Genomic DNA, 19,071 nt, shown 5'->3' with positions numbered 1-19,071 from the left:
GCCCTGATTGCACCCGCAACCCAGAACTTGGGTCCCGTCGGCGTCTGTCGATACAGTTCCTCTGGACGCTGGCGCGTATGCGTATGCGTGTGCGAACGGGGAGCCGGGGAGTCGGGGAGGCCATCGTGACAGTGGACTACGGGCCGGGCGTGTTAGGGCGGGACTTCGGCGTGGGCGTGGCCTCGCCGGCGACCCTGGGCGCGCTCCAGGTCGAATACGAGTCGCTGGCGGCCTACAAGAAGCGGGTCGACGGTCTCCTGGCGAAGCTGGACGGCTCTCCGGCGAGCGACAGACAACTCGCGGACGGCACCCTCCCGGAAACCTCCCTCGGCGAGGGCTTCGCCGAAGCCAAGCGGCTGTTCACGGCCTACTCGAACGTGCACGGGCAGTTGCTCGCGCTGTCGAAGGGGCTGGCGGACCAGATCGAGGGGCTGGGCATCGCGATCCAGACGGCGGGTCGGGGCTTCGGGGACGTGGACGAGGACACCAAGCGGCGGATGCTGGCGATCAGCGAGCAGGCGAAGGCCAACTACGTCCCGGAGCGGGACCCGCTCGCGCCCCCACCGCCGCACGGATCTGCCTCGCAGGGTGCAACTCTCGGTGCGAAGCAAGGCAGTGGCTTCTGATGGCGACGAACTTCGAGAGCCACACGCACCAGCAACTGCTGGCCATGCTCGCCTCGGCCAATGCGGAGACCCTCAAGGCCCGCGGCGCCCAGCTGACGGACGTCGCAGCGGCCCTGAAGGAGATCGGCGAAAGCCTCAAGGACCACCGGGCGACGGGCTGGGAAGGCGAATCGGCCACGGCCTTCCAGGACTGGGTCAGCCGCACGGGCAACGCGACGCTGCGCCTCAGCGAGTACAGCGCCGAGGGCGGCAAGCAGCTGACGCAGGCCGGCCAGGTCGTCATCGAAGTCAAGGCCAACATGCCGACGTACGACAGCGGGGCCGAGTCCAACCTGAAGGCCGCCCGCGAGTACCACAACGACCCCGACGCGCAACGGATCAGCCAGCAGGCGCACTCGAAGCTGAGCAGCGACCGAGAGCAGGCAATCCAGCAGATGACGAAGCTGGCACAGGGATATGAGGCTGCGGCTACTGGGATGGAGATGGCGGAGATTCCGACGTTTCCGGAGCCGCCAGCGGCGTTCGTCCCGCCGCACATCTTTGCGGAAGTGGAGCTCGCCCGCTCTGGAGGTGATTCACCGGGATCTGCCGGAGGGGGCGGATCTTCGTATAAGCCTGAGGCCGCCGGCCCCCGTGGTTCGTCTTCTGACTTCGGTCTCGCAACGGGGTTGGGCAGCGCTGCACCCACGCCGACGGGTTCGACACCAGGCCCCGCTCCGGTGGCCCCGGACCGCAACATCGGTACCGGTCTCGATGCCTTCGGCCCGATGCCGAATACGACTCTTTCCTCGGCCCCCGGAGGCCCGGGTCCGGTCGGGCCCGGCGGTGGCGGACCGGGTGTCATCCCCGGTGGGTTCGTCCCGTCTCTGACGCTGCCGTCGGGCGGTGGCGTACCGAAGCCGCTCGGCGGGGTTGGTCGTGGCGGGGTTGGCTGGAAGGGCAGTGGGATAGACGGTGTTGCCGGGCTGCCCCCGCGCGACAGCGGAATCACAGGCGGTCGGCCGGTCACGTCCGGCGGGCCAGGTGCCCAAGCGGCCGGGCGCGGGATGGGTGTGGGCGGCGGCATGGGTACGGGTGGTGGCGGAGCGCACGGCGGTCTCGGCAGCCCCATGCCTGGGCGCCGTCTCGCCGCCGAACCGGGCGGCGTCGTCGGTGGGCGCTCGGTTCCTGGTGGTCAGCCGTTTACCCAGGGCGGTTCCGGCCTGGTTCGCGGTGGATCGGGCTCTGCTCCGATGAGTGCCCCTATGGGTCACGGTGGCGCTGGCGCGCCTGCTTCGGGCCGACGTGGTGATGGTCGGCAAGGTGAGCGCCCTGACTACCTCGCTGAGGACGAAGAGACGTGGCAGGGCGATGGTCGTGTCGTTCCGCCGGTGATCGACTGAGTGGAGCGGACGTTGCACGGGATGCGTATGCGTAGGGGGATCGCGGCATTGACAGGCTTCCTGCTGGTTGGGATTGCCGCAACCCCGGCCCACGCGGAGACGGTTCGGTCCCAGCAATGGCATCTCACGTCTATGAAAGCCGAGGAAATCTGGAAGACCAGCACTGGGAAAGGTGTCACGGTCGCCGTTATCGATAGTGGGGTAGATCGACTCCCGGAGCTGGAAGGGCAAGTTCTCTCCGGAAAGGACTACGCGCCTTCGTCCTATAAGGGCGATGAGCGAACTGACTGGATGCCCCACGGATCGAGCATTGCGGCAATCATCGCTGGGACTGGGGAGCACCCTAGCGGCGATGGGGCGTTCGGGCTTGCGCCAGGTGTCAAGATCCTTCCGATCCGTACGCCTCAAGGTGAGAGTGCATCCAATCTGATCTGGACCGAAGCGATTCGCTACGCCGCCGACTCGGAAGCGAAGGTCATTAATATCTCGATGGCCGCACCCGCCGAGGATCCGGCGCGACTTGAAGCAGTGAAGTATGCCCTCTCTAAAGGGAAATTGATCTTCGCAGGTGTCGGCAATGACGGTGATTCAACCAATGCGACCCTGTATCCCGCGGCGACACCTGGAGTAGTTGGGGTCGGAGCTGTCGACAAGCACGGCAAAGTGACTGCGGAGTCGCAGCATGGTTCGCAGGTCGACCTGTCCGCACCGGGTGCCGACATCGTCACGGCCTGCTCGACAGGCAAAAGCGGGCTGTGCACCAGCCACGGCACGAGCGACGCCACAGCCCTCGCCTCCGCCTCGGCCGCGCTGATCTGGTCCGCGCACCCGGACTGGACCAACAATCAGGTGCTCAGGGTCCTCATGAACACCGCCGGCAAGCCCACCGACGGTGCCGCGCGCAGTGACTTCATCGGCTACGGCATCGTCCGGCCTCGCATCGCCGTGGCGACCCCCGGCGACCCCGGCCCCGCGGACGTCTACCCGCTCCCCGACCTCGCCGCAGCCGGCGGCGGGACCGGGGCGAAGGCCCCCTCCGCAGCCCCCTCCGGCCGGGCGGGCCACGCCCCCCGGGCCGGGGCGAAGGCGGAGGGGAGCGGCAGCCTCGCCTGGATCGCGCTTGGCCTAGGGGCCTGCGTGCTCATCGGTGGGGCTGTGACCGCTGTTGCCGTCCGGCGGCGGAGCCGCTGACTCGCGCGAAGCTGCCGAACCCCACCCCACCAGTGTCAGAAGGGACGGGCTCGACCATCTCGAATCCCTGAGCGTCCTCGTTTCCGGCCAGGAGCAGGACCACCGGATCGACGAGGCGACCCGACGCCTCATGGCCGCCCTCGCGCGAAGTCTCCGGCTTCAGTCCTTCTTGGAGGCTGATCGCAGCAGTTCTGCAAGCGACTTCTGCATGTAACCGCTCGGGCCGTTGGACAGCCCGTAGGTGTCCGCCATCTGTCGGCGCTCCGAGGCGGTCGGCTCCGGCCGCTCCATACCTTCCGGTCCCACGATTGCCGTCAGTTCAGGACCGAAGGGGGACTCCGATGGTGGCTCTCTCCCGACCCACCAGAGGGTTACGTAATGTGGAGGGCGGGTGTGTTCGAGCAGCGAGTTGCTCTGCTTGATGCGGGACCTGAATCGGTAGGTGATTTCGCCGGGTTGCGCAATCCAGGAGGGTGGTGCTGGAGCGCCATAGTGATGATAGGTGTCGTTCGAGACCCACAGCCTGCGTCCTGAGGTCCCGAAGTTATCGGTCAGTTTCGCTCGGTCTTTCCGCAGATAGACGATGTTCGCGGTGATTCCCAGCAGATCGTACTTCGCGCCGTACGGAAACTCGAGAACGCGCTCTGCGACAACCTCGCTACCTGGCTCGAGAACGACCACCAAACCGGACCTTCCCGTGAACTGGCCCTGGGCCAGGAGCTGATATCCCTTCTTCGGCACATCGGTATGGCGCAGTAGATCGCGCTGCCGCTCACCCCAGTCCTGGAACAGTTCGCGTTCAGTTCGGGCAGTCGCGACGAACTGGGGCTTTCTTCCGCTGACCTGATAGAGGGAGCCGAGGACGTAGACGCCCACCTTCCCGATGTTCTTGGTGCGTAGGCGCACCGTGACGACGACCTTGTCGTCTTCACGCTCGTGCGTGGCGCTGAGGAATTCCACAGAGGTGGAGAGCAGCGCGGTCGATACGTAGGGCTGGTAGACCTGGGTGTAACCAAAGTTGCCGATCGCCACCATGGCGGTGACCACCACTCCGGCAGCAAAGCCGCGGGGCCGCGATACCCCTCTCCACAGGTCCCATTCCCACCAAAGAGCCCAGAAGGCCCACAGCACCAGGAGTCCCCAGACCCAGAGGTAGTGGGTGTAGCCGCCGTCGGCCAGTTGGACAGTGAGCAGCGCAAGATTCAGCACCAGCGACACCAGGATGCCGATACCCAGCAGCGCAGCGGTACGCCTCGACGCGCCGCCCTCAAAGACAGCGACCCCAGCGAAGAACGCCGCCGACTCCAACAGCATCGCTGCCAGGAACACGACCCCGGTCATCCGGCCGGCGAAGGTCAAGGCGCTGCCTACGTCCTCGGCTCCGAAGAGCATCAGCTCGACCGCCGTCACGAACAGACCCGCCAACAGGGCCGCTCTGCAGGCGAGGCTCTTCACGCTCGACATCCGCACCCGCTCACAGTGCCACGGAGAGCACGCGTCCTGCGGGTACCGCTCCGAGCGAGGCGCATCGGCACCCACACGCTTGGATGGGAGGCCTCGGCCGGCGTGCTCGTACCGGGCAAGTAGGACAGGAATCGAGACGAACGCGTGAATGGGCGGCACCCCGGGTGGGGTGTCGCCCATTCGTTATGGCTGGTCGGGCCATTGGAAGCCGTGACCGGAATCGAACCGGCGTAACTCGCTTTGCAGGCGAGTCCCTCAACCACTCGGGCACACGGCTGGGTGGTGGTGATGTGTATGACCGTATGGGGGGTGGGGAGGGCGCGGGAAGGGGTGCGGGGGCGGTGCAATGCGACTGCCATGCCGCGTTCACAGAGGGGGCGGGTGGGACCTTCGGCCTAGGGCTGGAGGAGGGGGTGGGATCGGTCGGAATGACAGGGTTGAAATCTAGGTACGGGCCTTACTCTGGGGCGATGAGCGTCCTCCCCCAGCGAGCTGCTGCCACACCCGCCGAAGCGATGCCCGGCCACCCGAAGGGCGGGATCCTCGGGCCCGCGTACCGGACGCTCAGCATCGGGATCATCTCCGTCATTTTTCTCATCGCCTTCGAGGCGACCGCCGTCGGGACCGCCATGCCCGTGGCCGCCCGCGAGCTGAACGGGATCGGGCTCTACGCCTTCGCCTTCTCCGCCTACTTCACGACCAGCCTCTTCGGGATGGTGCTCTCCGGGCAGTGGGCCGACCGGCAGGGGCCGCTGCGGCCGCTGACCGTGGGGATCGGGTCCTTCGCCGCCGGGCTGGTGTGTTCGGGGACCGCCGGGGCGATGTGGATGTTCGTGCTCGGGCGGGCCGTGCAGGGGTTCGGGGGCGGGCTGGTCATCGTCGCGCTCTACGTGGTCGTGAGCCGGGCCTACGAGGAGCGGCTGCGGCCCGCGATCATGGCGGCCTTCGCGGCGAGCTGGGTCGTGCCGTCGATCGTCGGGCCGTTGGCGGCGGGGACGGTGACCGAGCACCTCGGGTGGCGCTGGGTCTTCCTCGGGATCCCCGCGCTGGTCTTCGTACCGCTGGCCGTGGCGCTGCCCGCGATACGGCGGAACGCGTCCGGGCCCGTGGACCCCGAGGCTCCGCCCGTGGCGTTCGACCGGCGGCGGATCCGGCTCGCCCTCGGGATCTCGGCCGGTGCGGGGCTGCTGCAGTACGCCGCCCAGGATTTGAGGTGGCTGTCGCTGGTGCCGGGGCTGGCCGGGGCCGCGCTGCTGGTGCCCGCCGTGCTGGGGCTGCTGCCGCGCGGGACCTACCGGGCGCGGCGCGGGCTGCCGTCGGTGGTGCTGCTGCGGGGCGTGGCGGCGGGATCGTTCATCGCGGCGGAGAGCTTCGTACCGCTGATGCTGGTCACCCAGCGGGGGCTGAGCCCGACGATGGCAGGGTTCTCGCTCGCGCTGGGCGGAGTGACGTGGGCGGCCGGTTCGTGGGTGCAGTCGCAGGGGCGGGTGGCGCCGTACCGGGAACGGCTGATGGTGCTGGGCATGATCATGGTCGCCGCGTCGATCGCCGGGGCGCCGGCGGTGCTCTTGGAATGGGTGCCGGTGTGGACCCTGGCACTGGTGTGGGCGCTGGGGTGCCTGGGGATGGGGCTCGTCATCGGCTCCACGAGCGTGCTGCTGCTGAAGCTTTCGGCGCCGGAGGAGGCGGGGGCGAACTCCGCCTCGCTGCAGATTTCCGATGCGCTGGCGAACGTGGTGCTGCTTGCTGCCGGGGGCGCGGCGTTCGCCGCGCTGGGTGGGGGAGCGGTGGGTGCGGCGCACTCCGTGGCGGAGGGGGGCGGGGCTTCGCACCCCGGTGCGTTCGTGGTGGTGTTCCTGCCGATGGCCTGCGTGGCGCTGGTGGGGGCGTGGGTGGCCACCCGGCTGGACGTGGAGCCCGGGCGGGGCTGAGGTCCGTTGCAGGGTGCGGCGCCGTTGCCGGGGGCCGGCCCCCGGGCCCCTGCTCCTCAAACGCCGGAGGGGCTGGATGGTCGCCGGCGTCGGCACTGCCCGGGTGGGCCCTACCAACGGAAACGCGGGCGCGGGCCGGGGTGGATCTGGCTGGCATCCGGGGATGAAAGAGCTGACCATCGTCATGCCCGACGCCGAGCGGGTGGAGCTGGACGATCTGGCCGATGCCACCGGGCAGAGCGCCGAGGACGCCGTGCTGGCGGCCGTACGGGCCTGGGTGCGGGGGGAGCGGGAGCGGGCCGGGAGCGAGGCCGCGCGGTTGGCCGGGCGGCATGCCGGGCTGTTGAGGAGGCTCGGGGAATGAGCACCGGACACCTCACCCGGCACCTGACCCTCGGAGAGGTGCTCGACCTCGCGCGGTACGCCTGCCTCGCCCAGGACCAGCCCGTGGAGCTGCGCGCCCCCGGGCTGCTCGAGTCCGCTGTGCACCGGCCGCGGGCCAGGATGTTCGGGACGTCGGCGTACGAGGACACCTACGAGCAGGCGGCCGCCCTGCTGCACGGGATCGCGACGAACCACCCCCTCGTCGACGGGAACAAGCGCACCGCCTGGCTCGCCGCCGCCACCTTCCTCGCCCTCGACGGCGTCGATCTCGGTGATGCCGATCAGGACGCGGCGTACGACCTGGTCATCGACGTGGCGGCGGGCAACGAGGAGCACACCGGACGGATCGCGGAGCGGCTGCGCACCCTCGCCCGGCGAATGTGACGCTCGCCGCACGCGCCGAGGTCACGGGCCTGTCCCTCCGCGGGGGGCGGGCCGGGGCCGGTAAGGTGGCCCGGTTGTCCTACGTACGACTGCCCGTACCGCTGGCCGTACCGATGCCCGGAATGCACGCCGCCCGGAACGGATACGCCGCCGAGAGCCCGAACCGGAGACCGTGACTACTACCGCCTCCCACCACCTCTCACCCGCCTTCCCCGGTCGCGCGCCGTGGGGTACCGCCAGCGCCCTGCGAGCTTGGCAGCAGGGTGCGCTGGACCGGTACCTGGAGACCCAGCCGCGCGACTTCCTCGCCGTCGCGACCCCCGGCGCCGGAAAGACCACCTTCGCCCTGACGCTCGCGTCCTGGCTGCTGCACCACCACGTGGTGCAGCAGGTGACCGTCGTCGCGCCGACCGAGCACCTGAAGAAGCAGTGGGCGGAAGCGGCCGCCCGGATAGGGATCCGGCTGGACCCGGACTACTCCGCCGGCCCGCTCAGCAAGGACTACCACGGGGTCGCCGTCACGTACGCGGGTGTGGGCGTGCGCCCGATGCTGCACCGCAACCGGTGCGAGCAGCGCAAGACCCTGGTGATCCTGGACGAGATCCACCACGCCGGTGACTCGAAGTCCTGGGGCGAGGCCTGCCTGGAGGCGTTCGACCCGGCGACCCGGCGGCTCGCCCTCACCGGCACGCCTTTCCGGTCCGATACGAATCCCATTCCTTTCGTCGCCTATGAGGAAGGGAACGACGGAATTCGGCGTTCCTCCGCCGATTACACGTACGGCTACGGGAACGCCTTGGGCGACGGGGTCGTGCGGCCCGTCATTTTCCTTTCCTACAGCGGCAACATGCGCTGGCGCACCAAGGCGGGCGACGAGATCGCCGCGCGCCTCGGCGAGCCGATGACCAAGGACGCCATCTCGCAGGCCTGGCGCACGGCGCTCGACGCGCGCGGCGACTGGATGCCGAACGTGCTGCGCGCCGCCGACCAGCGGCTGACCGAGGTCAGAAAGGGCATCCCGGACGCGGGCGGGCTGGTCATCGCCGCCGACCAGGACTCCGCGCGGGCGTACGCCAAGCTGATCAAGGAGATCACGGGGAGCAAGGCCACCGTCGTCCTGTCCGACGACACGGGCGCCTCGAAGCGGATCGACGAGTTCGCCGCGAGCAACGACCGGTGGATGGTCGCGGTCCGCATGGTGTCCGAGGGCGTCGACGTACCGCGGCTCGCGGTCGGCGTGTACGCCACCACCATCTCGACCCCGCTGTTCTTCGCACAGGCCGTCGGCCGCTTCGTGCGCTCGCGCCGGCGCGGCGAGACGGCCTCGGTGTTCCTGCCGACCATTCCCTACCTGCTGGGCTTCGCCAACGAGATGGAAGTCGAGCGCGACCACGTCCTCGACAAGCCGAAGAAGCAGGGCGAGGAAGACCCGTACGCCGACTCCGAGAAGGAGATGGAGGAGGCGAACAAGCAGGAGGACGAGGACACCGGCGACGAGGAGCAGATGTCCTTCGAGGCGCTGGAGTCCGACGCCGTCTTCGACCGGGTCCTCTACGACGGCGCCGAGTTCGGCATGCAGGCCCACCCGGGAAGCGAAGAGGAGCAGGACTACCTCGGCATCCCCGGGCTGCTCGAACCCGACCAGGTGCAGATGCTGCTCCAGAAGCGGCAGTCGCGGCAGATCGCGCACAGCAAGCGCAAGCCGGACTCGGAGGCGGACCTGCTGGAGCTGCCCGCCGACCGGCGGCCGGTGGTCTCCCACAAGGAACTGCTGGAGCTGAGGAAGTCGCTGAACACGATGGTGGGCGCGTACGTCCACCAGAGCGGCAAACCGCACGGCGTGCTCCACACCGAACTGCGCCGCGTGTGCGGCGGACCGCCGAGCGCGGAAGCCACGGCGGGACAGCTGCGCGAGCGCATCAAGAAGGTCCAGGAGTGGGCCACCCGGATGCGGTGATTTCCTACGGAATGCGGCGCGGGGGGCGGGGGGAGATTTGTACGGTTCCCGCTCGCCCGGGCCGTCGTGGCGGTCTCGCCGCACCCGTGGTGGGAGGCCCTGCGCGGCCGTGTGGGACCCCGCGTAGACGTGAGCCGACGCCAGGGGCCGAAGGTCACGAATTGACAGCGATGCGCGTTTTCAACCGGCATAAAACGGCAGTAGGCGCCCGGATTCTGGACGAGCCCTTCCGCTGAGCGAACCTGCTCGCTACTGTCCCCGCATCGAACGCCCCGTGGCAGCGCCGCCGCGGGAGCGCAGCCGGTGCCATGGCCGCTACCGGCGGCCTCTCCGTGCGTCGCCGAGGGACCGGCGGCGCTATCCCCAGAGAGTCACCGCCGCCCACCGAAAGAGGGAGAGGCGTCGTGACCGCGGAAACCTCCCAGACTCTCGACCGAGGACTCCGAGTTCTCAAACTGCTCGCCGACACCGACCACGGTCTGACCGTCACCGAGCTCTCCAACCGCCTCGGTGTGAACCGCACCGTCGTCTACCGCCTCCTGGCCACCCTCGAACAGCACGCCCTGGTCCGCCGCGACCTCGGTGGCCGCGCCCGCGTCGGGCTCGGAGTGCTGCGCCTGGGCCGCCAGGTGCACCCGCTCGTGCGCGAGGCGGCGCTGCCCGCGCTGCGCTCCCTCGCCGAGGACATAGGCGCCACCGCGCACCTGACCCTCGTGGACGGAACCGAAGCGCTCGCCGTGGCGGTCGTCGAGCCGACCTGGACCGACTACCACGTGGCCTACCGGCCCGGCTTCCGGCATCCGCTGGACCGCGGGGCAGCCGGCCGGGCCATCCTGGCCGCCCGTCAGGGCACGCTGATCGAGCCCGGGTACACGCTGACCCACGGTGAGCTCGAAGCGGGCGCCAGCGGTGCCGCGGCGCCCCTCGTGGGCATCACCGGGCTGGAGGGCAGCGTGGGCGTCGTCATGCTGGCCGACGCCGTGCCCGAGCGGGTCGGCCCGCGCGTGGTGGACGCCGCCCGCGAGGTGGCCGACGCCCTGCGCTGAGCCGCAAGCTCAGCACATCCGGACACCGAGCCGCGTCCCCGACCGCAGGGGGCGCGGCTCGACCCGTTCGGGGGCACCCGCGCTAGATTGGCCCGGTGCTCTCTCGCCTCACACGCCTGCCGCGTCCCGCCGCCCTCGCCGTCTGCGCCGTGCCCGTACTCGCGCTGTTCGGCGTCGCGGCCTTCGCACCGCTGCCCTTCGTGATCGCGCAGCCGGGCCTCACGGCCGACGTGCTCGGCTCCCGTGACGGCAAGCAGGTCATCTCGATCACCGGGGCCCCCACCCGCGAGACCACCGGCCAGCTGCGGATGACCACCATCCAGGCCACCGGCCCCTCCACCTCCGTCACCCTCCCCGAGCTGGTCGGCGACTGGTTCGACACCACCCGGGCGGTCATGCCCAGGGAGTCGGTGTACCCGTCGGGCGGAAGCGACAAGGAGATCCAGGAGCACAACCTGGAGGAGATGACCAAGTCGCAGTCGACGGCCTCCGAGGCCGCCCTCGGCTACCTCCGCAAGGACCCGAAGGACGTGAAGGTCGAGCTGAACCTCGCCGACGTCGGCGGTCCGAGCGCCGGACTGCTCTTCTCCCTCGGCATCGTGGACAAACTCGACGGGAACGGCAGCGGCGGCGATCTCACCGGCGGCAACACCATCGCCGGTACGGGCACCATCAGCGCGGACGGCGAGGTCGGCGCGGTCGGCGGGGTGGCCCTGAAGACTCAGGCCGCGCGGCGCGACGGGGCGAGCGTGTTCCTCGTACCGGCGGCGGAGTGCTCGGACGCCACGTCCGAACTCCCCGAGGGGCTCCGGCTGGTCCCCGTCACCTCGCTGACGGATGCGGTGAACGCGCTGCGGGCTCTGCAGAAGGGCGAATCGGTTCCGTCCTGCTGAGCCGGGGGGTCGCCTCCATGCTCCGCCAGGAGGGGAACAGCAGGGGCGAGAGCGTGGCGAGGAAGTACGCCCCGCCGAACACCAGCAGGGCCTTCGTCACCCCGAAGCCGTCGACCAGCAGGCCCGCGGCCAGCCCGCCCAGCGGCATCGTCAGCTCGCAGCCGGCCGTGGTCACGCCCGCGACCCGGCTGCGCAGGGCGTCGGGCACCTTCTCCAGCGTCACGGTGGTCAGGATCGGGTTGAGCATGCCCGCACCCAGCCCGGACAGCGCCATCGTGACCGCGAGCGGCAGCGGGGTGTCGGTGAAGGCGGCGACCACGTACCGCGGGGCCCCGGCCAGCAGGAACGCCGCGGCGAACACGGCCCTACGGGGGAACCGCTCGCCCCAGGCTCCGTAGAACAGGGCCCCCAGCAGCGCGAACCCGCCGAAGAGGGCGATCATCAGGCCGAGCGCGGCGGCTCCACCCAGGGCCTCGCGGCCGTGCACGGGCAGCAGGACCGAGGACCAGCCCTGGTCGAGGCCGTTGGTCATCATCACCATCACGGTGACGCCCAGCAGCAGCCGGGTCCGGGTCAGGAACCGCCAGCCCTCGGCGAGTTCGGCCCGGTAGCCGGCCAACGACACCTTCCCGGCGGCGCGCTGCGGCTCGGCTGCCGGTATCCCGCGCAGGAACACGGCGACCAGCAGCGCGGAGGCACCGAAGGTGGCCGCGTCGAGGAGCAGGACCGACTCGGCGCCGACCGTGGCGATCAGTACGCCGGCCAGCGCGGCCCCGATCATGCGGGCTCCGCGCGAGACGGCGTCGTAGAGGCTGGCGGCGCGGGCGACGGTGGTGCCGGCGTGCTCGGCGAGATCGGGGAGCATGACGTAGCGCGCGGTCAGTCCGGGGGTGTGGACGAGGCCGCCGACGGCCATCAGCGCGCACAGCATCCAGAACTCCAGCAGCCCGGTGTGGTGCAGCAGCGGGATCGCGCCCACGGCCAGTCCGCAGATCAGGTCGGAGACGGCGGAGACCCGGCGGCGGCCGATCCGGTCGATGACCGGGCCCCCGACGAGGGCGGCCACCGCGACGGGCAGGGTCGCGCAGAAGGCGACGATCCCGGCCCGGCCGGCGCTGTCCGTGGTCTGGAGCACGAACAGGGGCACGCCGATGAGCGACAGCGAACTCCCGGCTATCGAGATCGTGTTGGCGATCAGAACGGCGGTGAAGGGGCGACGGTTCACGCGATGCCGCCGTACGGCCGGGGGCCGTGAGCGCCGCGGATGATGCGCGCATGCAGGTGGGCGGGCTGTATGAGGTGGATGCCGGCGGCGATCAGGGCCTCGCCGACCCGGTTGCGCACGGCCAAGCCGGGGCGCCGGCACAGGTGGGGTGCGGCCTCGTGCGCACGGCGCCAGGCGGCGGCCTCGGCGGTGCGGGTGGCGTGGGTCTCGGCATGGATCTGGGCATGGCTGAAGGCGTGCACGGCAGGGCTCCTTCTGCGAAAGGGGTGCTGAGAGTGCTGAGGGTGCTGTGTGGTCGCGTGGGCGCTACTTCGTGCGGACCGGGAAGGCGTGCGTGTGGATCCGGACCGTCTCGGTGTTCTCCGAGGGCGGCAGGTCGCGGTAGCTGTTGATCAGCTCGTGCATCTTGAGGACCAGTTCGTGGCTCTGTGCGGGGGTCAGCTGCAGGGAGAAGTCGCTGAGCTCGGAACTCCGGTGCCACTCCACCGACCAGGTGTGCGCGTTGCCCAGCCAGGCGGACAGTTCCTGTCCGTGGATCTTCACGATCTCCGCCAGGAAGACCTCCGCGGCGCCGCGCGTGGCCGGGTCGGCGTCGTAGACCAGCGCCTCGTCGAAGATGGTGCCGTCCTGGGACGGCTGCCACCAGCGCTCGCGGCCCTTGCCGTGCTCGGGGGCGTCCTCGACGAACCCGTACGCGGCGAGCTGGCGCAGGTGGTAGCTGGTGGCCCCGCTCGATTCCCCGAGCTGCTCCGCGAGTTGCGAGGCGGTGGCCGGCCCGTGCAGGCGCAGGTTGCCCAGCAGGCGGATGCGCAGCGGGTGGGACAGGCCGCGCAGGGAGTGGGCGTCGAGCTTGCGGAGCTGCGGCTCGGCAGGCTTTTGGGGCTGGGGCTTCTGAGAATCTGCGTTCTTCTCGGGCATGCCTCAACTGTAGAGTTGCAAAGAACTCTATGCAAGGGTTTCTTTGCAAGTACTTCTTTGCATCCCCTCGCGGGTGGTCACGAGGTCATCCCTCCTTGATGAACCCCTCCGCCACCAGCCACTCCTTCGCCACGTCGTGCGGATCCCGCCCGTCCACGTCCACCAGCGCGTTGAGCCGCTGCGCCGTCTCCGTCGTCAGCCGCTTCGACAGGGGGTCCAGGAGGCCCGCGATCTCCGGGTACTTCTCCAGCGTCTTCGCGTGCAGCTCCGGTGCCGCGTTGTAGTTGGGGAAGAAGTGCCGGTCGTCGGCGAGGGTGTCCAGGTCCATGGCCTTGATCCGGCCGTCCGTGGTGAAGGCCTCGCCCAGCAGGCAGGAATCGGACGTGGAGACCTGGGTGTAGATGATCCCGGCGTCCATCTTCATGACGTTGCCCGCCGGGATCTTCATCCCGTACGCCTTCTCCATCCCCGGCAGCCCGTCCTCCCGCGAGGCGAACTCGTTCTCCACACAGACCGTCACCGCCTTGGGGTCGCGCTGCGACAGCGCCGCCACGTCCGACATGGTCTTCAGCCCGTACTTGGCGTTGTTCTTCTTGCTGATGGCGAGCGTGTAGGTGTTGTTGAGCGTGGAAGGCGGCAGCCATGCCACGCCGTTCTTCACGTCGGCGTCCCGCACCGCTTCCCACTGCTCGTACGGGTCGGCGATCGGCTTGTCGTTGCCCAGGTAGGTGATCCACGCCGTGCCCGTGTACTCGTACATGGCGTCCGCGTCGCCCTGGATGATCGCCTCGCGGGCGCTGATGGAACCGGGCAGGTTGGTGCGGTCCAGCACCTCCGCGCCGGCCGCCTTGAAGATCAGGCCGATCATCTGGCCGAGCACGATGTTCTCGCTGAAGTTCTTCGAGGTGACCGTGAGCGAGGCGCCCTTGAGGGGCTGTCCCTGGCCCACGGAGCCCGGTAGGACGTCGTCCACCATCGGGGACCCGCTCTTGAGCCCGCAGCCCGCGAGGGGCAGTCCGAGTGCCAGCAGGGCCGCGCAGGCCGCGGCCGTCCGTACGGAGAGGGGGAGCCGGTCCATCTACGCCTCCAGCCCGCGCGGGGTCAGGACCGTCTCGGCCAGGGAGGCCAGCCAGTCCACGAACAGCGCCAGTGCCACCGTCAGCACCGAGCCCAGCACCAGCACCGGCATCCGCTGGGTCTGGATCCCGGAGGTGATCAGGTCGCCCAGGCCCCCGCCGCCGCCGAAGGTGGCCAGGGTCGCGGTGCCGACGTTGAGGACGAGGGCCGTCCGCACGCCCGCCAGGATCAGCGGGACGGCCAGCGGCAGTTCGACCTTCATCAGGGTTCCCATGGCGGACATGCCGATCCCGCGCGAGGCCTCCACCAGCTGCGGGTCGATCCCGCGCAGCCCCGCGACGGTGTTGGACAGCACGGGCAGGACGGCGTAGGCGACCATGCCGATGATCGCCGTCGAGGGGCCGATGCCGAGCCAGATGACCAGCAGGGCCAGCAGTCCGATGGCCGGGGTGGCCTGGCCGATGTTGGCGACGGCGGTGACCAGTGGGGCGGCCCGGCGCAGACCGCGGCGGGTGAGGGCGATGCCGAGCGGGATCGCGATGATCAGCACCCAGAAGGTGGAGATCGCGGTGAGCTGGACGTGCTGCCACAGCCGGAGCTCGACGTTGCCGTCCTTGAGGGAGTTCTCGGCGATTGTGTCGAGGGTGGTGTTGGTGATCCACAGGTACGTGGCCAGTAGCACCAGCGCCAGCACGACGGGCAGGGTCACCAGCCGGGCCCAGGTGAGCCGGCTCCCGGGGCGGGGCGGCGCGATGGAGGACATGACCTCCTCGTCGGGCCCGGGCTCCTCCGGATCGCGGAAGACGTGGCCCCCCAGCTCGTGCTCGCCGGGCGGGCGCTCGGGGGAGACCGGGTTCCGCGGGCTCATGAGCCCTCCGCGGGATCCCGGAGCCCCTCCAGGTCCCGCTCGGTGCGGTGGTGGCGCAGCTCCTCGAGGTCGTGCGCGTGCTCGGCGGCCGTCAGCCGGTCGGCCTCCAGCATCTCGTGCACCGAGTTCATCAGGGTCTCCATGTCCACGACGCCGATGTACTCGCCGCGCCGCCCGGTGACGGCCACCCGGCCGCCGCTGTCGGTCAGTACGGCCTCCAGGGCGTCGTGCAGGGTCGCGTCCCGGGTCACCGTGTCGTGCACGAGCTGGCCGGCCCGGGCGAGGGAGCCCTTGGCGCGCATCAGGTCGCCGCGGCGCAGCCATTTGTACGGGCGGCCGCGCCGGTCCAGCATCAGGAGCTCGTTGCCCTGGCCGGCGCGCAGGGTGTTGAAGATCTGCTGGAGCGGGTCGTCCACGGACACGGTCGGGAATTCGGCGATCTCCACGTCCCGCACCCGGGTGAGGTTGAGCCGCTTGAGCGCGGCCCCGGCGCCGACGAACCCGGAGACGAAGTCGTCGGCGGGGTTGGTGAGGATCGCCTCGGGGGTGTCGAACTGCGCGATGTGCGAGCGCTCGCGCAGGACGGCGATCCGGTCGCCCAGCTTGATGGCCTCGTCGAAGTCGTGGGTGACGAAGACGATCGTCTTGTGCAGCTCGTGCTGGAGCCGGATCAGCTCGTCCTGGAGGTGGTCGCGGGTGATGGGGTCGACGGCGCCGAAGGGCTCGTCCATCAGCAGGACGGGCGGGTCGGCGGCGAGGGCCCGGGCCACGCCCACGCGCTGCTGCTGGCCGCCGGAGAGCTGGCGCGGGTAGCGGCCGTGGAACTCGCGCGGGTCCAGGCCGACCAGGTCGAGCATTTCCTCCACCCGGTCCTTGACGCGGGACTTGGACCAGCCGGTCATCTTCGGGACCAGGGCGATGTTCTCGGCGACCGTCATGTGCGGGAAGAGCCCGGAGGACTGGATCGCGTACCCGATCTTGCGGCGGAGTTTGACCGGGTCCATGTCGGTGACGTCCTCGTCGCCGATGCGGATCCGGCCGGAGGTGGGCTCGATCAGCCGGTTGATCATCTTGAGGGTGGTGGACTTCCCGCAGCCGGAGGGGCCGACGAAGACCACCAGCTCGCCCGCCTTGATCTCCATCGAGACGTCGTCGACGGAGGGATTGGGGTTGCCCGGGTAGCGCTTGGTGAGGTTCTCCAGCTGGATGGTGGCGCCGGAGGCGGCGGCCGGCTGCGTGTCCGCGGCCGGCTGCGGGCTGGTCGTCGGCGCGGGCGTCGGCTCAGACACGGATTCCCCTCGGGATGGTGAGACGGCCGAGCAGGACGTACGCGGCGTCGAAGAGCAGGGCGAGGATGACGACGCCGAGCGTCCCCGCCAGGACCTGGTTGATGGCGTTGGCGCTGCCGAGCGAGGCGATCCCGCGGAAGATCTCGTTGCCCAGGCCCGGCCCGGAGGCGTAGGCGGCGATGGCCGCGATGCCCATCAGCATCTGGGTGGAGACCCGGATGCCGGTCAGGATCGGCGGCCAGGCGAGCGGCAGTTCCACCTTCAGCAGTTGGGCGCTGCGCGACATCCCGATGCCCTTGGCGGCGTCGACCAGGGCGGGGTCCACCCCGCGCAGCCCCACGATGGAGTTGCGGACGATGGGCAGCAGTCCGTACAGCGTCAGGGCGATCACGGTCGGCGCGACGCCGAGGCCGACGATCGGGATCAGCAGGCCGATCATGGCGAGGGAGGGGATGGTCAGCACCGTGGAGGTGGAGGTGACCGCGAGGTTCCCGGCCCAGCCGCTGCGGTAGGTGAGGACGCCGATGACGACGCCGAGTGCGGTCGCGATCACCATGCACTGGAAGACGGCGCTGGCGTGCTGGAAGGCGTCGGTGAGGAGCTGCTGGTGGCGGTTGGACAGGTAGGACCAGAAGCTCACGCCACGTCACCTCGTCCGTCGTTGCCGCAGGCCGGTCGGGTCAGTCGTCCTCGGCCGCCTGTTCGACCAGGGGGATGATCCGCAAGGGTACGGGATTCTCCATGACAATCGCCGTCGAAGCCCGAACAATCCCATCAAACGCGACAACTCGGTCGATCACCCGCTGAAGGTCCGCGTTGGACCGGGCCACGAGCCGGCACAGCATGTCCCCGTGCCCGGTCGTCGTGTGCAGCTCCAGCACCTCCGGAACCCCGTCCAAGTGGGCCCGTACGTCCGCGCCTTGGCCCTGTTTGATCTCCAGCGTGGCGAAGGCCGTCACCGGGTACCCCAAGGCCGCCGGATCCACCTGCGGACCGAACCCCCGGATGACTCCGTTCGACTGAAGCCGGTCCAGCCGGGCCTGCGCCGTACCGCGCGCCACGCCGAGCCGGCGCGAGGCCTCCAGGACCCCGATCCGGGGCTCGCGGGCGAGCAGGACGATGAGCCGGCCGTCGAGTTCGTCGATTCCCATGGGTGCCTCCCGGGCGGTCGGTCGGTGGTCATAGTGCACAGATATCCCAGCCATGGTGCGCTGAGACTGGTCAGTCTGTACAGGAGAAATGGAAACTATTGCGCAGCTTGTGGAACGGCGGGACTCTGCCGTCATGACTGAGACCCAGCCGCTCGACACCGCACCGTCCACCGCCGCCAAGGCCGACCCCTTCCCGGTCAAGGGCATGGACGCGGTCGTCTTCGCCGTAGGCAACGCCAAGCAGGCCGCGCACTACTACTCGACCGCCTTCGGCATGAAGCTCGTCGCCTACTCCGGACCGGAGAACGGCACGCGCGAGACGGCCAGCTACGTCCTGACCAACGGCGCCGCTCGGTTCGTCCTCACCTCGGTCATCAAGGCCTCCACCGACCGCGGCCGCTTCCTCGCCGAGCACGTCGCCGACCACGGCGACGGCGTCGTCGACCTGGCGATCGAGGTCCCCGACGTGAAGGCGGCCTACGCCTACGCCGTCGAGCACGGTGCGCGCGGCCTCGACGAGCCGTACGAGCTCACCGACGAGCACGGCACGGTGCGGATGGCGGCGATCGCCACCTACGGCCAGACCCGCCACACCCTGGTCGAGCGCGGCGACTACACCGGGCCCTACCTGCCCGGCTTCGTCTCCGTCGCCCCCATGGTCGAGCCCCCGGCCAAGCGCACCTTCCAGGCCATCGACCACTGCGTGGGCAACGTCGAGCTCGGCCGGATGAACGAGTGGGTGGCGTTCTACAACAAGGTCATGGGCTTCACGAACATGAAGGAGTTCGTGGGCGACGACATCGCGACCGAGTACTCGGCGCTGATGTCGAAGGTCGTCGCGGACGGCACCCTGAAGGTGAAGTTCCCGATCAACGAGCCGGCGATCGCGAAGAAGAAGTCGCAGATCGACGAGTACCTGGAGTTCTACGGCGGCGCCGGAGTCCAGCACATCGCGCTCGCGACGAACGACATCGTCCGCACCGTGCGGGCGATGCGGGCGGCCGGCGTGGAGTTCCTGAACACCCCGGACTCCTACTACGACACCCTCGGCGAGTGGGCGGGCGAGACCCGCGTCCCCGTCGAGACCCTGCGCGAGCTGAAGATCCTCGTCGACCGCGACGAGGACGGCTACCTGCTGCAGATCTTCACCAAGCCGGTCCAGGACCGCCCGACGGTCTTCTTCGAGATGATCGAGCGGCACGGGTCGATGGGCTTCGGCAAGGGCAACTTCAAGGCCCTGTTCGAGGCGATCGAGCGGGAGCAGGAGAAGCGGGGCAACCTCTAA

General features: G+C 69.8%; 19 protein-coding genes and 1 tRNA gene. 10 read left to right on the top strand and 10 right to left on the bottom strand.

Annotated features, from left to right (window positions below):
- Positions 1-125 precede the first annotated feature (125 nt).
- The 3 genes from OG247_RS16545 (at position 126) to mycP (ending at position 3,199) form a co-directional block, all read left to right on the top strand.
- Positions 126-626 carry a hypothetical protein gene (locus OG247_RS16545; protein ID WP_327252979.1) on the top strand — a complete coding sequence of 167 codons (501 nt, stop codon included), beginning with the start codon at positions 126-128 and terminating at the stop codon, positions 624-626.
- The gene (locus OG247_RS16540; protein WP_327252978.1) at positions 626-2,008 is read left to right on the top strand and encodes a WXG100 family type VII secretion target; all 1,383 of its coding nucleotides are present in this window, start codon (positions 626-628) and stop codon (positions 2,006-2,008) included. Before OG247_RS16545 ends, OG247_RS16540 begins: the two co-directional genes overlap by 1 nt.
- A gap of 132 nt (positions 2,009-2,140) precedes the next feature.
- Complete coding sequence (mycP, locus tag OG247_RS16535) at positions 2,141-3,199, top strand: type VII secretion-associated serine protease mycosin (protein ID WP_327252977.1); 1,059 nt, start codon at positions 2,141-2,143, stop codon at positions 3,197-3,199.
- 159 nt (positions 3,200-3,358) lie between these two features.
- On the opposite strand, the gene OG247_RS16530 is transcribed toward mycP, so the two are convergent.
- Both OG247_RS16530 and OG247_RS16525 read right to left on the bottom strand, forming a co-directional pair.
- Entirely contained in the window at positions 3,359-4,654 is a 1,296-nt protein-coding gene (locus tag OG247_RS16530; RefSeq protein ID WP_327252976.1) for a hypothetical protein, read from the bottom strand.
- Between the two features lie 211 nt (positions 4,655-4,865).
- Positions 4,866-4,940: transfer RNA gene (locus tag OG247_RS16525), tRNA-Cys, on the bottom strand.
- Between the two features lie 238 nt (positions 4,941-5,178).
- On the opposite strand from OG247_RS16525, the gene OG247_RS16520 reads away from it, so the two are divergent.
- The 6 genes from OG247_RS16520 to OG247_RS16495 all read left to right on the top strand — a co-directional run bounded on the left by OG247_RS16520 (position 5,179) and on the right by OG247_RS16495 (position 11,258).
- A complete protein-coding gene (locus OG247_RS16520; RefSeq protein WP_327257493.1) occupies positions 5,179-6,594 on the top strand; it encodes an MFS transporter in 1,416 nt (471 codons plus the stop codon).
- A gap of 163 nt (positions 6,595-6,757) precedes the next feature.
- Positions 6,758-6,958: a hypothetical protein gene (locus OG247_RS16515; RefSeq protein WP_327252975.1), complete on the top strand. Its 201-nt coding sequence runs from the start codon at positions 6,758-6,760 to the stop codon at positions 6,956-6,958.
- Positions 6,955-7,362 carry a type II toxin-antitoxin system death-on-curing family toxin gene (locus OG247_RS16510; RefSeq protein ID WP_327252974.1) on the top strand — a complete coding sequence of 136 codons (408 nt, stop codon included), beginning with the start codon at positions 6,955-6,957 and terminating at the stop codon, positions 7,360-7,362. Before OG247_RS16515 ends, OG247_RS16510 begins: the two co-directional genes overlap by 4 nt.
- 172 nt (positions 7,363-7,534) lie before the next feature.
- Positions 7,535-9,319 carry a DEAD/DEAH box helicase gene (locus OG247_RS16505; protein WP_327252973.1) on the top strand — a complete coding sequence of 595 codons (1,785 nt, stop codon included), beginning with the start codon at positions 7,535-7,537 and terminating at the stop codon, positions 9,317-9,319.
- 404 nt (positions 9,320-9,723) lie between these two features.
- Complete coding sequence (locus OG247_RS16500) at positions 9,724-10,365, top strand: IclR family transcriptional regulator (RefSeq protein WP_054222485.1); 642 nt, start codon at positions 9,724-9,726, stop codon at positions 10,363-10,365.
- Positions 10,366-10,460: 95 nt separating this feature from the next.
- Entirely contained in the window at positions 10,461-11,258 is a 798-nt protein-coding gene (locus OG247_RS16495; RefSeq protein WP_327252972.1) for a YlbL family protein, read from the top strand.
- Here OG247_RS16495 and OG247_RS16490 read toward each other — a convergent pair.
- From OG247_RS16490 to OG247_RS16455, 8 genes are all read right to left on the bottom strand, one after another.
- Complete coding sequence (locus tag OG247_RS16490; protein WP_327252971.1) at positions 11,188-12,483, bottom strand: MFS transporter; 1,296 nt, start codon at positions 12,481-12,483, stop codon at positions 11,188-11,190. The genes OG247_RS16495 and OG247_RS16490 overlap by 71 nt on opposite strands.
- Positions 12,480-12,725: a hypothetical protein gene (locus OG247_RS16485; RefSeq protein ID WP_327252970.1), complete on the bottom strand. Its 246-nt coding sequence runs from the start codon at positions 12,723-12,725 to the stop codon at positions 12,480-12,482. Before OG247_RS16485 ends, OG247_RS16490 begins: the two co-directional genes overlap by 4 nt.
- A gap of 64 nt (positions 12,726-12,789) precedes the next feature.
- Entirely contained in the window at positions 12,790-13,401 is a 612-nt protein-coding gene (locus tag OG247_RS16480) for a helix-turn-helix domain-containing protein (RefSeq protein WP_327252969.1), read from the bottom strand.
- Positions 13,402-13,486: 85 nt separating this feature from the next.
- Positions 13,487-14,479: a glycine betaine ABC transporter substrate-binding protein gene (locus OG247_RS16475; protein WP_327252968.1), complete on the bottom strand. Its 993-nt coding sequence runs from the start codon at positions 14,477-14,479 to the stop codon at positions 13,487-13,489.
- Positions 14,480-15,346 carry an ABC transporter permease gene (locus tag OG247_RS16470; protein WP_327252967.1) on the bottom strand — a complete coding sequence of 289 codons (867 nt, stop codon included), beginning with the start codon at positions 15,344-15,346 and terminating at the stop codon, positions 14,480-14,482.
- Positions 15,343-16,554, bottom strand: coding sequence for a betaine/proline/choline family ABC transporter ATP-binding protein (locus OG247_RS16465; protein WP_327257492.1), 1,212 nt, complete (start codon positions 16,552-16,554; stop codon positions 15,343-15,345). Before OG247_RS16465 ends, OG247_RS16470 begins: the two co-directional genes overlap by 4 nt.
- A gap of 73 nt (positions 16,555-16,627) precedes the next feature.
- Positions 16,628-17,275: an ABC transporter permease gene (locus OG247_RS16460; protein WP_327252966.1), complete on the bottom strand. Its 648-nt coding sequence runs from the start codon at positions 17,273-17,275 to the stop codon at positions 16,628-16,630.
- A gap of 40 nt (positions 17,276-17,315) precedes the next feature.
- Positions 17,316-17,786 carry an Lrp/AsnC family transcriptional regulator gene (locus tag OG247_RS16455; RefSeq protein ID WP_327252965.1) on the bottom strand — a complete coding sequence of 157 codons (471 nt, stop codon included), beginning with the start codon at positions 17,784-17,786 and terminating at the stop codon, positions 17,316-17,318.
- 133 nt (positions 17,787-17,919) lie between these two features.
- Between OG247_RS16455 and hppD the strand changes: the two genes are divergently transcribed.
- The gene (gene hppD / locus OG247_RS16450) at positions 17,920-19,071 is read left to right on the top strand and encodes a 4-hydroxyphenylpyruvate dioxygenase (RefSeq protein ID WP_327252964.1); all 1,152 of its coding nucleotides are present in this window, start codon (positions 17,920-17,922) and stop codon (positions 19,069-19,071) included.

Origin of the sequence: Streptomyces sp. NBC_01244, assembly GCF_035987325.1 — a bacterium.
Classification (GTDB): domain Bacteria; phylum Actinomycetota; class Actinomycetes; order Streptomycetales; family Streptomycetaceae; genus Streptomyces.
Note: the sequence above shows the minus strand (reverse complement) of the source record. Positions and strands in the feature narration are given on the sequence as shown.